This window comes from Rhodobacter capsulatus (assembly GCF_005144475.1).
Taxonomy (GTDB): domain Bacteria; phylum Pseudomonadota; class Alphaproteobacteria; order Rhodobacterales; family Rhodobacteraceae; genus Rhodobacter; species Rhodobacter capsulatus_C.
The window spans coordinates 1-14,993 of sequence record NZ_SWJZ01000056.1; the positions used below are offsets into that span (position 1 = coordinate 1).

The following is a 14,993-nucleotide window of genomic DNA, read 5'->3' on the forward strand; positions in this document are numbered from 1 at the left end:
GGCGGGGCGGGCGCTGGCCGGGGGCCTTTGGGCCCCCGTCTGACAAGGAGAACCGTCTCGCAGGGCGAAGGCGATAGCCTTCGCCCCCTCAATGAGGGCGGGCGCGCGAAAACAGATAGACCGCCAGCCCCGCGACGACCGGGATCAGGAAGAACAGGAACAGCACCCGGTAAGCCGCCACCGGATCGCCCGCACTTGAGGCGGCGGCAAAGACCGGACGCGACAGAAAGAGCCCGATCCCCGCCCCGGCGATGGAAAACAGGTTCAGAAGCGTCACCCCCCGCCCGACCAGATGCGGCGGCAGAAAGGCCCGGCCATGCGCCATCAAGACCGGAAAGGAGGCGCCGAAAAACCCGACGGCCGCCAGAAGCGCCGTCGCCTGCCACAGCCCAGCATCGGGCGCGAAAGCCAGCGCGGCAAGCGCCAGACAGAGCACCAGATTGCCCGCGATCGCCACCCGCTTGTGGCTGCCCAAAAGCCGATCCGCCGGACCATAGGCGAAATTGCCCAGCACCATCGCCCCGCCCATCACCAGCGTGACCGAGCCGATCAGCGCCGCATCGGCGCCATGCAGCGCGCTCAGCCAGGGCCCCGCCCAAAGGCCCCGGATCGCCGCGGCGGCCGTGTAATTGGCAAAGATCAAGGGCAGGATCAGCCAGAAGCCGGGCAGGCGCAGGATGTCGAAGACAGTGCCCTTTTGGCCCTTTTGCACGATGCGCTCGGGGTCGCGGGTAAAGATCAGGATCGCCAGCGCCACCAGCAGCGTCACCGCGGTCAGCCCCCACAGCGTGCCGCGCCAGCCAAAGGCGGCGATCGCCGCGGCCAGGGGCGCCGCGCCTGCCAGATTGCCCAGACTGCCGACCCCGATCACCGCCGCGGCCAAAGTGCCGAAGATCGCGGGCGAGAAGCTGCGGGCGAAGATATAGTAAGACCCCATCAGCACCGGGGCGCAGCCGATGCCGATCAGCACCATCGCCAGATGGATGCCCCAGGGCCCGGTGGCCAGCGCGAAGGTGGCAGCGCCCCCGCCCCCGCCCAGCGCCAAAAGCCAGCCCACGGTATGGCGCGGCCCGATCCGGTCGAGCGCCTCGCCCACCGGGATCTGCATCAGCGCGAAGGCCAGATACCAAAGCCCCAGCGACACGGCCAGATCCTCGGCCGTGGCGCCCAGTTCCGTCTTCAGAACCGGCGTCAGGACCGCAAGGCAGGCCCGATAGAACTGGCTGAGCACATAGCCCGCCACAAGAAACGCAATCGACAGACGCATGATCCCTCCCCGGAGCCGCGCCAAGCTGCCTTGGGCCGGGCGCAAACACAAGAGGGGCATGTCACGATCCCGATCGCGGGCCCCGCAAGCTGCGGGTCTCGGCCCGCCCGGGATGGCGGGGCGGCCGCCCGGGCAGATTGATCCCTGGACCGGCGGCATTCCGGCGCGTTCGGGACGGTTTACCGGGTTCGGCAACGCCGCCATTCGCCTGTGGCCACCTGCCGCACGGAAAAAGCTCTTGTTCTGCCCGCACGTGCCGCATATACGAGCAGGCGGAGCGGTGGCCGAGTGGTCGAAGGCACACCCCTGCTAAGGGTGCAGGCGGGGAACCGTCTCGAGGGTTCGAATCCCTTCCGCTCCGCCACTTCCCCTCGGATGCAGATTGCGCTCGAAATCAACCTGTTGGCACCGGGCCCCTCGCCCCACACCTGCCCCCCGCACAGTGACGTTTTGCCGAAGCTCGCTCCTCGGCCCCCGAAGGGCGCCTGCGGGACCGCGGACCGGAGCCGAGGTCAAGGCGGTCAATACCCGTGATCGGAACGTCACCAAGGCAAAGCCCGCCCGTCGGCGCGCGCCTCCGGAAACCGAGGTTGGGCCGGCGGCTCATCGCAGGGACCTCCGGCTCGGCGTCGCCCTTCTGACCGGCCGAACCGCTCTCGGGCGCGCCGTCATCAAGGCCGTGGGACAAGGCGTCGGGAAAAAGACGACGCGCGGCCATGCAACGAGTTTCACGCCAGAGCCTCGCGGGCCTGCCCGAGCCATCGCGCCAGCCCGGACCCGCCTGCCACGGAACACCTCCTGTTTCCTCCGTTTCGGCTCTCCGCCCTTCCCGGGCAGGTCGAAGCCAGCCCTTCCATGAGCAGGCCGTCGGAAGCGGCCGATTTTTACGCAAGAATTTGGCGATACCCTCTGGACAGTCCCTGCGCCCTCGTCTAGTAACCCCCCACCAACACCGGCTTGATGATCTTGTCGAGCAGGCCCGGTGCCCAGATAGCTCAGTTGGTAGAGCAGCGGATTGAAAATCCGCGTGTCGCTGGTTCGATTCCGGCTCTGGGCACCACTTAAATATCTCTGCAAAAACAGCCACATATGCCGTAACCTGCTTGTTGGTTTGTGCTTGTTTGCGGGCACGTTTTCGATCCCGTGGCACAACGGTGGCACAAGATCATGCTGCTGTCGAAGATTCACCTCCTTTGGCCATGCGGCTCTTCATCTCGATGACCGATGCCTGCGGCCCGTAGTTGGCATCGTTTTGGATATGCGCCTCGAGGCTGGCAACATAATCGGCCACCTGAGAGACCACGAAACGGGTGCTGCAGAATCCGGACCCGGGAACGCCCAACTTGACCTTGCCCGGAAAAGCCGGGTTTTCACGACACCAACGGTCGATCGTGGCGCGAGACACATCGAACAGACGCATCAGATCTTTGGTCGTGCAATAGTGGCGACTGGCAAGCCAATTCGGTAGGTATCTGGTCGTATTGCTCATTTGGCGTCTTCCATGCGCAAAGGGTCAGGTGAGATTTCATCTGATGGGTCGCACTCCGCCCCATCAGGCAATGGCAGGGCGGCGACACCGCCATCGCCAAAATAAGCCTGCCATTCCGCGTCGAAGATGCCCGCTGTTATTCGGTTTTGAGCCTGCTCAAGAGCAAGCATTTCGAACGCGCGTGTGCGGTAGGCCTCGGCCGTGCGCTCTGAACGGTGATCGCACGCGGCCATCGCGAGTTCGACACCACGTGTACCGAGGCGGCCGAAGCTGTCATGCAAATGTGTTCGGGCCGCATGGCATCCGGTCCCGAGATACTTGCTCCAAAGATATGAAGGATAGCGATCATGCACGTCAGTATCGTCGTAATTCGTGAACAGCGCTCGGCCACGAGCGAAGCAATCTTCTCTCAGCCTTGTCAGATGCTCTGAAGCGGCACCCTGCAAGATCAGCTGATCGAGAAAAAATCCAAACACCGGGATGACCGGGGCATTGAACGGTCGGCGTGTCTTGGAAACGTGGAACCGCAACCAATACTCGCCACCTTCCCAACGGATTTGATCTCCGAAACGGAGCTGCGTGTCCGCTACACGCAGCGGGAAGGGACACAAAAGAGTCAAGGCCACCGCCGCGTTGCGGAGATGCTGAGCGCGTCGCGGATGCGCCATGGCCGCTGCCCGACCTAGCAAATCGAGCGCCAAGCCGAAGATGTCGGAATATGTCGGCAACTTTGCAATCTTGGCCTCTTTTTGTGGGACGGATCGCAATGAGCGCGCATCGTGCAAACGTAAGCGTGCAGCCAGGTGCTCTTCGAGGTCAGGAGAGATCCCGATGTAGCGCGCGAAATCCCGGATTTGCCGCATGGAGGAAAGCACGGTCTTCGGGGAGAGGGGCTTTTCGCGAGTGGCCATCGATCTCTCGTAAGCGGTCACCGTCTCGACGCACATCGACACCGAAAGACCGACGTCTTTCGCAGCTTTCGCGAGTTCGCAGACCTTTGTTCGCATGGTGATTATCATGGCCGGTACGGGAACGGTTCCATTGCCGCCGACCAAACCGGCTTCCATGTGGAGAAATGCAACCTGAAGAGCATCGGGCAACTCATGTAGATGCACGGACATTCGTCTCGCACGCGCGGGGTATGGGGCGCGGACGCCGCTGCCCGGGCTGCGCAGAGCGATCACTTTGTCGAGGCTTCTCAGCAGCGGATGTGCGTCAAACAAGCGCCACATCGTTTTGCGGGCGAGGGAGAGGTCAGAGACGGTCATTTCAAGCGTACCACTGCGCAATGCCGCCACATCGACTTCCTTGTGGCGCACTGCGACGGAGATGATCCGATCAAGCTTTTCCAGTCCCGCCACGCTAATATGGCCCAGAATGACCAAGCGATCGATATCATCGACGTTGATGATCCCCTCCCAGTGCGGGCGTGCTGAGATTTCCCGTATCGATTCTCGGCGACTGTCCGCGCGGCCAAAATTACTGGATGCCATCAGTGACCCCCGCCATTTTTGCCACTTCCGATTGTACTTGGCGCAAAGCCGCCTCCTGGTCGATCCACGCATAGTGTAGGCGCACAGTATTCGGGGTAACGAAAAGCAATCTTGCGGCGCCGGAATAGTCGCCTGGGTGATCTCGCAAATATAGCGTTGCCAGCCCGTGACGATAATTGTGGGGGTGCATGGGCATGCCAAAGTCTCGGCTGGAGTCAGCAAGCCAATTACGGATAACTTGGGCGCAGAGCACCTCTCGCTCAAAACCTGGAAAGAGAAACTCCGAGCTTGCCGCATGGGGAAGCATTGGGCGGATCTCCCGTATGTACCACCACAGAACGTCAAGTGCGCGTGTTGGTCCGGAGTTCAGTTTTGCTCGAACTGGGCGTCGATTTTTGACGTCACCTGCATCGACCAAAACGTAAACGTCTCCACCTGCGCGACTAGGCAAAATCAGAGACGGGTTCGCGCCGTGAATGCGCAGACACCGCAGGTTCGAGATCCGCAGCGGGGTGCTCCACAGCGCGATAGCAGAATAGGCGGCCAGAACGCCCAGGGAGATGGCTTTGTGCCGCTTCTGTTCGAAATCTTTATCCGTGGCTTCTTTAAGAAAAGCCATTGATGCCTGTTGAAAACGCAGATGCAACGACAAAAATGTCAACTCGACGCGGCGATCACGCAATAGTCTGCGGCAAAAAATCTGTATCGCTTCCGGCATTTGCGTTGCGTCCTCTCGCCCTTTTTTAAGGTGCCGGTTATTTTTCAGGGCAGCATCGATATAATCGGATGCCAAGTTAATATGCGCCGAAATCTTTCGAATTTTTGCAGTGTAAGTGCGCATTGTTCTCGCAGATATCTTTCTGGATTTATCTGTTTCGGCCATCCAGGCTCGCATGACAGAGTTGAAGACATATCGATCTAGGAGGCGCGTCAGACAATTATCATTCGAAGGCACGGTGGCGACATTCAATGCCGTATCGACATATTTCCGTAGCGCTGCCTTATAGGAATTAATCGTCGCCTCGCTTTTCCCCCCAACGCGTTCGTCGAGAATTTCGTCATAGGTGCCGCCACAATAGTCGCGTACGACCTCGTCAATCTGCGCATCGATGTGCGCGGGGAAAATAGGAGCAGATTGGCGCCGCACGACCGCAATGTCGGGCAACTCAACCGGAAGCAATGCATCGACGAGCGGACATTGGGCACGTTCGTTGCGCAGCATTGAGATGGCTTTGACGATGCTCCGACGCCGCCCAACTCCAAGATCATCACACAATCGCAGGAGCCAATCGCGCTCCAGGTCTCGAGGAGTGAGGCCGGCCCTTCGCGCCTCATCCGCAAGGATTTTGATCGACACGAGAGCCGGGCCTCGGACGGCCTGAGATGCCTGCATTGCCGTTATCAACGCTGTCCACTCATCTTGCATATTCTTGCGAACCAAATATTCATCCGCAACCCCATGAAATCTTTTGAGTATCGTGACAATTTTTTTGCGCCAGGCATCGTATGCGGCGGGGGTTCGGAAGTTGTCCGGGAACGCCCTGCGGGCAAACCGCGCCTGAAATGCCGGGAGGTCGGCCAACACGTCGCAGAGACGATTTGCGTTGTAGATCTCCGGAACGCGCAAGACTTGCGCCGTGTAATCGCGCAGGGTTCCCGCGCTCCAGGGCTTAGATTCGGCCATCCAATCGAGCACCTCCTGCATCGTTGCGGCAGACGTATCAGTGTTTTCAACGTGGGTGCTTTTCATTTCCGTTATTTCCGATTTGTTTCGCTATTTTTCGGCAGAATACGAAGGCCCGTGTTGTTACCGCTGCCGAAAGGATATGAGCCTTCGTCATATTTTTCGTTGCTTTTGCAGGCGTTCGCTGTCGAGTCATATTGACCCAGAAATTTCTGCCTTTCATGCCGCAAGGACAAGCCAAGTGGGCCCTTGGGGCCGTGTCGCTTTTCGAGCCATGTCGCCACGGGTCTACCGTTCATCCAGGCGGTGATGTGAAGGGGAAGATACCGGCGGATTCGAGGGCCGATATCGACATGTATTGGCAAGTTCCAGTCTGGGTTACGACTGTTTCCCGCATTCCTGATTGTGTGCGGAGTTACGTTGATCATCCTTGCGACATCATCGACAGACAGCAGTGGTGCTGACATCGCCGTGATCATATCACTCGGCACCCTGTCGATCCCCCACATACGGCACCATAGGTCTGCCATGTCGACCCGGCCATTGGGCAACTTCGGGCAACCAAGATGCTCTAAGTATGCTTGAGCGACGACCGGAGAAATCGCCAGATGGCGATATGCGACGGAGCGCATCGCGACATGACTGGTCGCGTATATTTTTTCGGCGTTGCTCATGCCGTATTTTATAGAGAGACGCGTCAGAAATTTTCAAGGAAATATTCAGTCTTTTTTATCGTCGCCGGCAAAATAATGATATTTTCTTGGGTCAAAGTATTTCCTGAAGTGAATCCGGATGTTGAAAAAATTCAATGTTGATATTTTACTTCAATATTCAATTTCTACTCCGGCGCGCGATTTAGATGCCAATGTCGTTAGTGTGCCGAAAAAAGTTCGAAATCCACAGTGAAGCTAAGTGATTCGGCATGTTTCCGGAGTGATTTTTCAACAGATCGCCGGATACCTCGGGACCGAAGCGGCATCGGAGGCTGCGCTTCTGGCCAGCCATAGGCCGCCTTCGAGGTCGAAGGAGAACGCATCGCCCAAAACTGACTGCGGTCCGTGGTCGGCCCCGGGGCATTGTCCCGCAGGCAGTCCCCGCCGCGAGTAAGACGGCGAAGCACTGAGCCAAAGCCTCAGCGCGGCGCGCGTCATCCGGACCTCGAGCATAGCCTTGAAGGGGGGCGATCATTTCGGTCATAGTGCCCATCAACAAGCGAGGGCCGCATGGCGATTAAGAAAAGCGATATTTATCGATCTCTTTGGGACAGCTGCGATCAGCTGCGGGGCGGGATGGATGCCTCGCTCTACAAGGATTACATCCTCACGCTCTTGTTCGTGAAATACGTCTCCGACCGCGCCGGTCAGCCCGATGCCCTGATCGAGGTTCCTGCAGGCTGCGCCTTCGAGGACATCCGCAAGCTGCGCGGCACAAAGGACATCGGCGAAGGCATCGACACTGCGATCGCGGGGATCGCCGAGGCGAATGATCTGAAGAACGTCATCGACCGGGCCTATTTCAACGACACCGAAAAGTTCGGCAAGGGCCCGAAGATGGTGAACACGCTCACCGCGCTGATCAACATCTTCAGCCGGGAGGAGCTGAACTTCAGCCGCAACCGGGCGGATGGCGATGACATTCTGGGCGACGCCTATGAATATCTGATGCGGAACTTCGCCACCGAATCCGGCAAGAGCAAGGGCCAGTTCTACACCCCGGCCGAGGTTTCGCGTGTCGTCGCTGCAGTTGCGGGCGTGAACCGGGCCACCAGCCCGCAGCAAACGGTCTACGATCCCACCTGCGGCTCGGGTTCACTGCTACTCAAGGCGGCCGATGCGGCCCCCGTTGCGCTGACGATCTACGGGCAGGAATTCGACATCACCACCCGCGGCCTTGCGAAGATGAACATGATCATGCACGGCCGCGAGGATGCCGAAATCGCACAGGGCGATGTGATCGGCGAACCCCAGTTCAAAGCCTCGGAAACCGGAATCCAGACCTTCGATTTCGTCGTCGCCAACCCGCCGTTCTCGGCCAAGGCCTGGGGCACGGGCCTCACCAAAGACACCACATTCGGCCGGTTCGACCTTGGCATGCCCCCCGAAAAGAACGGCGATTTCGCCTTCCTGCTCCATATCCTCGGCTCGATGAAACCCACGGGCTCGGGCGCGGTCATCTTGCCCCACGGCGTCCTGTTTCGCGGCAACAAGGAGGCCGAGCTGCGCGAAAAGATCCTCCGGCGCGGCTACATCAAGGCGATCATCGGCCTGCCCGCGAACCTTTTCTATGGCACCGGCATCCCGGCCTCGATCATCGTGCTTGACAAATCCGAGGCCCGCCCCGAACGCCCCGTCTTCATGATCGATGCCGCCCGCGGCTTCATCAAGGACGGCAACAAGAACCGCCTGCGCGAACGCGACATCCACAAGATCACCGACGCCTTCGCCCGGCAGGCCGACATCCCCGGCTATTCCCGCCTTGTCCCCTGGGCCGAAATCACCGGCCACGACTTCAACCTGAACATCCCGCGCTACATCGACGGCTCCGACCCGGAAGACCTGCAAGACATCGAGGCGCATCTGAAGGGCGGCGTGCCCAACCGCGACATCGACGGGCTGGCCGAATTCTGGGCGGTCATGCCCGGCCTGCGCGCCACCTTGTTCGGGCCGAACCCGCGCCCCGGCTATTCCGACCCGCTGGTCGAACCCGAGGCGGTCCGCGCCACCATCCGCAACCATCCCGAATTCGCCGCCTTCCGCGACCGGGTCCATGCGATCCTTGACGGCTGGGCCGGGACGAATGCCGAGCTGATGGATGCCATCGCCCCGGGCGATCATCCCAAGGCGCTGATCCGCATCCTCGCCGAGGACATGCTGACCCGCTTCGACGACGCGCCCCTGATCGACAAATACGAGGCCTATCAGCGGCTCATGTCCTATTGGGCCGAGGTGATGCAGGACGATGTTTTCATCATCACCGACGCCGGATGGGAGGCGGCGCGAGAGCTGCGCGAGGCGCGCAAGGAAACCGACAAGGACGGCAAGGTCAAATGGCTTGAGGAGGCCGATCTGACCGTGAACAAGGTCCGCCTTGTGGCCGATGTCATCCCGCCCCGGCTGATCGTCGCGCGGTTCTTTGCCGATCTGCAAAAGACGCTGGAGGAGGCGCAGGCCCGCGCCGAAGAGCTGGGCCGCGAGATCGAGGAGATCACCGAGGAACACGGGGCCGAGGGCGGGCTGTTGGCCGATGCCCTGACCGAGGCGGGCAAGCTGACCGCCGCCTCGCTCAAGGCGCGGGAAAAGTCGGGGCAGGCCGAGCCCGAGGAGCGCGTGCTGTTGAAACAGCTGGCCAAGCTGATGGCGGCCGAGGCCGAGGCGAAACGCGCCGCAAAAGCGGCCGAGGAGGCGCTGACCGAGGCCACGCTGAAGAAATACCCCGAGCTGAGCATGGACGAAATCCGGTCGCTGGTCGTCGATGACAAATGGCTGACCGACATCGCCGAGCGGATCGAGGCCGAGGTCGAGGCCCGGACCGAACAGCTGACTGCAAGGGTTCGGGTGCTGACGGAGCGGTATGGGCATACGTTGGGGGAGATGACGGAAGCATTTGCAAATCTTGCCAAGAAGGTTGCCGACCATCTTGCCTCGATGGGATTCAAGTGATGCATGAGGCAGCACTTCGGGCGGACAAAATTCGTCGCGCTTGTATAGGTTTTGTCCCTGATGAATGGGATCTTATGTCCGTCGCGGAAATCGTCGAGCGGAAACCGAACGCGATCGTCGGCGGCCCATTCGGTTCGGACCTAGTGTCTACCGATTACGTGCCATCGGGCATTCCCGTGATCCGAGGGACGAATATGTCCGCGGCGATTGTATCTGGTGACTTTGTTTTTATTTCGCACGCAAAGGGCAAGGCCCTTGAAGCGAACATGGCGGTTCCGGGCGATATCATCTTCACCCAGCGAGGTACACTTGGGCAGGTTGCTCTAGTTCCAGATGCTCCCTACGAAAAGTATCTGATCTCACAGAGCCAAATGAAACTCAGCGCTAATGGCGATTTCGTTCATAAGCCGTATCTTCTGCACTATTTCGCGAGTTTTGCGGGGCAGAAACAAATCTTGGACAGTGCCATCCAGACCGGCGTCCCCCACACGAATCTTGGCATTTTGCGCAACTATGTGCTTCCTCTCCCTCCCATGGCTGAACAGGAAGCCATCGCCGAGGCGCTTTCGGATGCGGATGCGCTGATCGAGGGGTTGGAGCGGCTGATCGCCAAGAAGCGGCTGATCAAGCAGGGCGCGATGCAGGACCTCCTGACCGCCAAGCGCCGCCTGCCGGGGTTCTCGGGGGAGTGGGTGAAAACAACCCTCCGCAAACTGCTAAAGAGCGCACCGTCTTATGGTATCAATTCTGCTGCTTGTCCTCTCGGTTCGGGAGGTTACGACTACTTGCGCATCACTGACATCAACGAGCATGGTCAATTGCGGCAAGAAGGGCGCGCGGAGGTTCTGCACCCGGCTGCCGTTCATTACTTTCTTCAACCCGATGAAATTGTCGTCGCGCGAACTGGAGCGAGCACAGGCAAGGCTCACCGTTATGTGGGACCGGCAGAGCGCACTGTGTTCGCCGGCTTCCTTATAAAGTTGACTCCTGCGGCCGACGAGGTGGCATCCAGCTATCTTTTCCAGTTCATGCAGACGGATGCCTATTGGTCGTGGGTAGCGGAGAATTCGGCGCGCAGTGGCCAGCCAGGCATCAATGGGCAGCAGTTGTCCGGTATGACCTTGGTTCTCCCCCAAGACATTGGCGAACAGGAAGCCATTGCCGATGTCCTTGCCGATATGGACGCTGAAATCCAAGCCCTCGAAACCCGTCTCGAAAAAGCGCGGGCGGTGAAGGAGGGGATGATGCAAAACCTTTTGACCGGGCGGATCCGGCTGGTCTGACGGTATTTTCAACCGGTTCTTCCGAAACGGAGGCAGGGCATGAGCAAGATCGGCGAGGCGGAGCGCAAGGCGCAGGACCGGGTGATCGGCCTTTTGTGCGGCGGCACCTCGGGCACGGCGGGCGGCCTTGGCTGGCGTTATCTGGGCGATTGGCACGGCCGCGCGGGCAATGCCAACATCGAACCCGACCTGCTGCGCCCCTGGCTGGAAGCGCGCGGCTATCCGCCCGAGGTGGTGACGCAGGCGATCACCCGCCTGACCCGCGCGGCGCGGATCGAAGGCGAAAAGCTGTTCGATGCCAACCGGGGCTTTTACGATCTGCTGCGCTATGGCCTTGCCATCGCCCCCGGCCCGGGCGAGGCGCCGGTGACCGTCCGCTTCATCGACTGGCAAAACCCGGGGGCGAATGATCTGGGTCTGGCCGAGGAGGTCTCGGTCAAGGGCAAGGACGCGAAGGCCTGGACCAAGCGCCCGGATCTGGTGCTTTATGTGAACGGCATCGCCCTTGGCGTGATCGAGCTGAAGAAATCCACCGTGGGGGTGGGAGAGGGCATCCGTCAGACGCTCGACAACCAGCGCCCCGAGTTCATCCGGCATTTCTTCACCACGGTGCAGATCACCTTCGCCGGCAACGACAGCGAGGGGCTGCGCTATGCGCCCATCCAGACGCCGCAACCCTATTGGCTGGCGTGGAAGGAAGAGAGCGCGATCAAGGGGCTGCTTGACCGCGACGTGACGCAGATGATGGCGCCCGCGCGGTTCCTTGAGCTGATCCACGATTTCACCCTGTTCGATGGCGGCCTCCGCAAGATTGCCCGCCCGAACCAGTATTTTGCCGTGAAGGCCGCGCAAGAGCGGGTGGCGGCGCATCAGGGCGGGATCATCTGGCAGACCCAGGGCTCGGGCAAGAGCCTGATCATGGTGATGCTGGCGCGCTGGATCCGCGAGGCCATGCCCGATGCCCGCATTCTGGTGGTGACCGACCGCAAGGAACTCGACCGGCAGATATCGGAAGAGGTGTTCGGCGGCACCGGCGACAAGGTGCGCCGGGCGCGGTCGGGCAATGACCTCATGGCGGCGCTGGCCGATCCGACCGACCGGGTGATCTGCTCGCTGGTCCACAAGTTCGGCAAGCGCGAAGAAAGCGAGTTGGCCGGGCTGATCTCGGAAATTCAGAGCGCCCGGATCGGCGCGCCGGTGGGGGATTTCTACGTCTTCATCGACGAAGCGCACCGGACGCAGTCGGGCAAGCTGGCAAAGGCGATGCGGCAGGTGCTGCCGCGCGCCATGTTCATCGGTTTCACCGGCACGCCGCTGTTGCGGTCGGACAAGGAGACCTCGCTGGAAACCTTTGGCCCCTATATCGGGCGGCCCTACCGGTTCGACGAGGCGGTCGAGGATCGGGTGGTGCTGGATCTGCGCTACGAGGCGCGCGACATCGACCAGCGGATAAGCTCGCCCGCCAAGATCGACACCTGGTTCGAGGCCAAGACCAAGGGCCTGACCCCGGGGGCCAAGGCGACGCTGAAGCAGCGCTGGGGCACGTTGCAGCGGGTGCTGTCGAGCCGCGACCGGCTGGAGCAGATCGCCAGCGACATCATCATGGACATGGAGATGAAGCCGCGCCTGAAAGCGGGCATGGGCAACGCCATGCTGGTAGCGGGCTCGATCCCCGAGGCCTGCAAGTTCTTCGAGATCTTCCGGAAGTCGGGTTCGGTTCTGGCCGACAAATGTGCCATCGTGACGTCCTACAAACGCACGGCCTCCGAGATTACCGGTGAGGAAACCGGGATGGGCGAAACCGAACGGCAGTATGTTCACCGGGTTTACAGCGACCTGCTGGGCACGACCTCGGAAGAAGATTACGAAGAGGAGGCGCTGCGGCGGTTCAAGAAAGAGCCTGCGCAGATGAAGCTGTTGATCGTGGTCAGTCGCCTGCTGACCGGGTTCGACGCGCCGACGGCGACATACATCTACATCGACAAGCAGATGCGCGATCACGGCCTGTTTCAGGCGATTTGCCGGGTGAACCGGCTTGATGGCGACGACAAGGATTACGGCTATATCGTCGATTACAAGGATCTGTTTCGCAGCATCGAAAGCGCCGTGGACGATTACACCTCCGAGGCGTTCGACGCCTTTGACAAGGCGGATGTCGAGGGGTTGATCAACGACCGGGCGGAACAGGCGGACCGGGATCTGCGCATCGCCCGGGAGGCTTGGCTCGGGCTGATGGAGGCCGTCGAGCCGCCGAAGTCGGATGACGAGATCTTCGCCTATTTTTCCAGCCCGCAGGGGATCGACAAGGATCCGGATGCCGATGAAAAGGCGCGCCGTCGGCAGGCGCTTTACAAGATTTCGGGGCGATACGCGCGCGCCTTCGCCAATATCGCGGCCGAGCCCGAGGGATCGGACTTCAACGATCTGGAACTCGACGAGTGCAGGCGCGAGGTCGATCGGGCGATCGGCATCCGCGATGCCGTCCGGTTGCACAGCGGCGATGCCGTCGACATGAAACTCTATGAGCCGGCGATGCGGCACCTGATCGATACCTATATCCGGGCAGAGGACTCGCAGGTCATCTCGCATCTCGATGATATCAGCCTGATCGATCTGGTCGAAAGCAAGGGGGCCGCGGCGGCGGAGGCCTTGCTGCCCGCCTCGAAGCGCAAACGCGAAAATGTGGCCGAAGCGATCGAGAACAACGTCCGCAAGCTGATCATCGAGGAGACCCCGGTCAACCCGCGGTTCTATGAAAAGATGTCAGAGCTGTTGACCGATCTGATCCGTCAACGTCGGGATGACGCGATCGAATATGCGGAGTATCTTGAGCGTATCGCAGCACTTGTTCGGGATGCGAAAGCTGGTCATGGGCAGACCTACCCCGAGGCGATGGACAGCCCCGGCCGCAAGGCTCTTTACGACAACCTTGGTGGCGACGAGGCGATGGCGCTCCAGGTAGATCATGCCATACGGGAGACTGCCCCCTTTGGTTGGCGAGGGAATGCGATGAAGGAACGCCGGGTTCGACGCGGCCTCGAGCAGGTGCTGAATGACCCTGAAACCGTGGAGCGGATCTTCGAGATCCTGAAAAACCAGAGTGAATACTGAAATTTCGCAGATCGGCGGCATCGACGTCGAGATCCTGCGCAAGAAGATCAAGAACCTGCATATCGGCTGTTATCCCCCGGAAGGTCGGGTCAGGGTTGCGGCCCCGCTACATGTGAGCAGCGATGCGATCCGGATCGCCGTCCTGAGCCGTCTGAGCTGGATCCGGCGGAAACAGGCACAATTTCAGCGTCAGGAGCGCCAGACACCGCGGCGTTACGTGTCTGGGGAGACGCATTTCCTGTTCGGCAGGCCGCTCCGGCTTGAGGTCGAAGTCTGGGAGAAAATGGTTCACCGAATTTCCCGCTCCGGGAATGATCGGCTGCGGCTCCGGGTTCCAGTCGACAGCACGCCCGATCAGCTTGGGCGATGGCTTGATGTCTGGCTGAAGGCTGAGCTGCGAAAATTCGCTGCACCAAGGATGTCGCTGTGGAGCGATCGCCTGGGTGTGATGCCCGCCAAATGGGGGATCCGCCCGATGAAAACGAAGTGGGGCAGCTGCAATCCCGAAAAGGCGATCATTTGGCTGAACTCCGAACTGGTGAAAAAACCAGAGCGGATGATCGACTACGTGATCGTCCACGAGCTCGCCCATCTCGTCTCGCCTGTCCATGATGATCGGTTCACGGCCATCCTTGATCAATACCTGCCAAGGTGGCGACAGGTGCGTCAGGAGCTGAATTCCCTGCCGCTGGCGGCGTGGACAGACTGAGGTCTTGTTCGATCTCCTTGTCGGAGCCTCTAACCGAAAAACTCAGCAATGGCGAAAGCATTCTGCGTCGCGCTCCATTGTTCGCAAGCATGCGCTTACGGGATGAAACCGGCCGGCATCTGAATTCAGGCTGCTCGTTTCATTTTTCGCATTTCTTTTATAATCAATGCGTTACACTTGACTTCACCCGATTCTGGGTCCATCATATCCCCATGATATCGTTCCCCGAATCCTGCCAGGGTCCCTCGCTGCGCTGATCGCCATCGGTCGGTCACGGCCGGGTCACCCATCCGTAAAT

9 protein-coding genes and 2 tRNA genes are annotated in these 14,993 nt (G+C 60.4%); 6 read left to right on the forward strand and 5 right to left on the reverse strand.

Annotation, left to right across the window (positions count from 1 at the left end; translation table 11 throughout):
• Positions 1-88: 88 nt before the first annotated feature.
• The gene (locus FBT96_RS13125; RefSeq protein ID WP_136907375.1) at positions 89-1,267 is read right to left on the reverse strand and encodes an MFS transporter; all 1,179 of its coding nucleotides are present in this window, start codon (positions 1,265-1,267) and stop codon (positions 89-91) included.
• 274 nt (positions 1,268-1,541) lie between these two features.
• On the opposite strand from FBT96_RS13125, the gene FBT96_RS13130 reads away from it, so the two are divergent.
• Positions 1,542-1,631 (forward strand) — tRNA-Ser (locus tag FBT96_RS13130).
• A 620-nt stretch (positions 1,632-2,251) separates the two neighbouring features.
• Positions 2,252-2,327, forward strand: a tRNA-Phe gene (locus FBT96_RS13135).
• A 105-nt stretch (positions 2,328-2,432) separates the two neighbouring features.
• On the opposite strand, the gene FBT96_RS13140 is transcribed toward FBT96_RS13135, so the two are convergent.
• The 4 genes from FBT96_RS13140 to FBT96_RS13155 are packed head-to-tail and all read right to left on the reverse strand — an operon-like array spanning position 2,433 to position 6,607.
• Entirely contained in the window at positions 2,433-2,756 is a 324-nt protein-coding gene (locus FBT96_RS13140) for a helix-turn-helix transcriptional regulator (protein WP_136907377.1), read from the reverse strand.
• Positions 2,753-4,249, reverse strand: coding sequence for a hypothetical protein (locus FBT96_RS13145; protein ID WP_136907379.1), 1,497 nt, complete (start codon positions 4,247-4,249; stop codon positions 2,753-2,755). The genes FBT96_RS13140 and FBT96_RS13145 overlap by 4 nt, the downstream gene beginning before the upstream one ends.
• On the reverse strand, positions 4,236-5,999 hold the full coding sequence (locus FBT96_RS13150; protein ID WP_136907381.1) for a site-specific integrase: 1,764 nt from the start codon (positions 5,997-5,999) through the stop codon (positions 4,236-4,238). Before FBT96_RS13150 ends, FBT96_RS13145 begins: the two co-directional genes overlap by 14 nt.
• 5 nt (positions 6,000-6,004) lie before the next feature.
• On the reverse strand, positions 6,005-6,607 hold the full coding sequence (locus tag FBT96_RS13155) for a hypothetical protein (RefSeq protein WP_136907383.1): 603 nt from the start codon (positions 6,605-6,607) through the stop codon (positions 6,005-6,007).
• Positions 6,608-7,156: 549 nt separating this feature from the next.
• Between FBT96_RS13155 and FBT96_RS13160 the strand changes: the two genes are divergently transcribed.
• Genes FBT96_RS13160 through FBT96_RS13175 form a run of 4 tightly spaced genes read left to right on the forward strand, consistent with a single transcriptional unit; the run spans position 7,157 to position 14,695 of the window.
• Positions 7,157-9,592, forward strand: a complete 2,436-nt coding sequence (locus FBT96_RS13160) for a type I restriction-modification system subunit M (RefSeq protein ID WP_136907385.1) — start codon at positions 7,157-7,159, stop codon at positions 9,590-9,592.
• Positions 9,592-10,875: a restriction endonuclease subunit S gene (locus tag FBT96_RS13165; RefSeq protein WP_136907387.1), complete on the forward strand. Its 1,284-nt coding sequence runs from the start codon at positions 9,592-9,594 to the stop codon at positions 10,873-10,875. The genes FBT96_RS13160 and FBT96_RS13165 overlap by 1 nt, the downstream gene beginning before the upstream one ends.
• A 39-nt stretch (positions 10,876-10,914) precedes the next feature.
• Complete coding sequence (locus FBT96_RS13170) at positions 10,915-13,986, forward strand: type I restriction endonuclease subunit R (protein ID WP_136907389.1); 3,072 nt, start codon at positions 10,915-10,917, stop codon at positions 13,984-13,986.
• Positions 13,976-14,695 (forward strand): M48 family metallopeptidase, encoded by a 720-nt coding sequence (locus tag FBT96_RS13175; RefSeq protein WP_136907391.1) that lies wholly within the window; start codon positions 13,976-13,978, stop codon positions 14,693-14,695. The genes FBT96_RS13170 and FBT96_RS13175 overlap by 11 nt, the downstream gene beginning before the upstream one ends.
• The last annotated feature ends 298 nt before the right edge of the window (positions 14,696-14,993 follow it).

Coding starts and splice junctions, on each gene's coding strand:
- FBT96_RS13150 (WP_136907381.1), bottom strand. CDS start 5,999: ATGAAAAGCACCCACGTTGAAAACACTGATACGTCTGCCGCAACGATG.
- FBT96_RS13145 (WP_136907379.1), bottom strand. CDS start 4,249: ATGGCATCCAGTAATTTTGGCCGCGCGGACAGTCGCCGAGAATCGATA.
- FBT96_RS13140 (WP_136907377.1), bottom strand. CDS start 2,756: ATGAGCAATACGACCAGATACCTACCGAATTGGCTTGCCAGTCGCCAC.
- FBT96_RS13165 (WP_136907387.1), top strand. CDS start 9,592: ATGCATGAGGCAGCACTTCGGGCGGACAAAATTCGTCGCGCTTGTATA.
- FBT96_RS13125 (WP_136907375.1), bottom strand. CDS start 1,267: ATGCGTCTGTCGATTGCGTTTCTTGTGGCGGGCTATGTGCTCAGCCAG.
- FBT96_RS13170 (WP_136907389.1), top strand. CDS start 10,915: ATGAGCAAGATCGGCGAGGCGGAGCGCAAGGCGCAGGACCGGGTGATC.
- FBT96_RS13155 (WP_136907383.1), bottom strand. CDS start 6,607: ATGAGCAACGCCGAAAAAATATACGCGACCAGTCATGTCGCGATGCGC.
- FBT96_RS13160 (WP_136907385.1), top strand. CDS start 7,157: ATGGCGATTAAGAAAAGCGATATTTATCGATCTCTTTGGGACAGCTGC.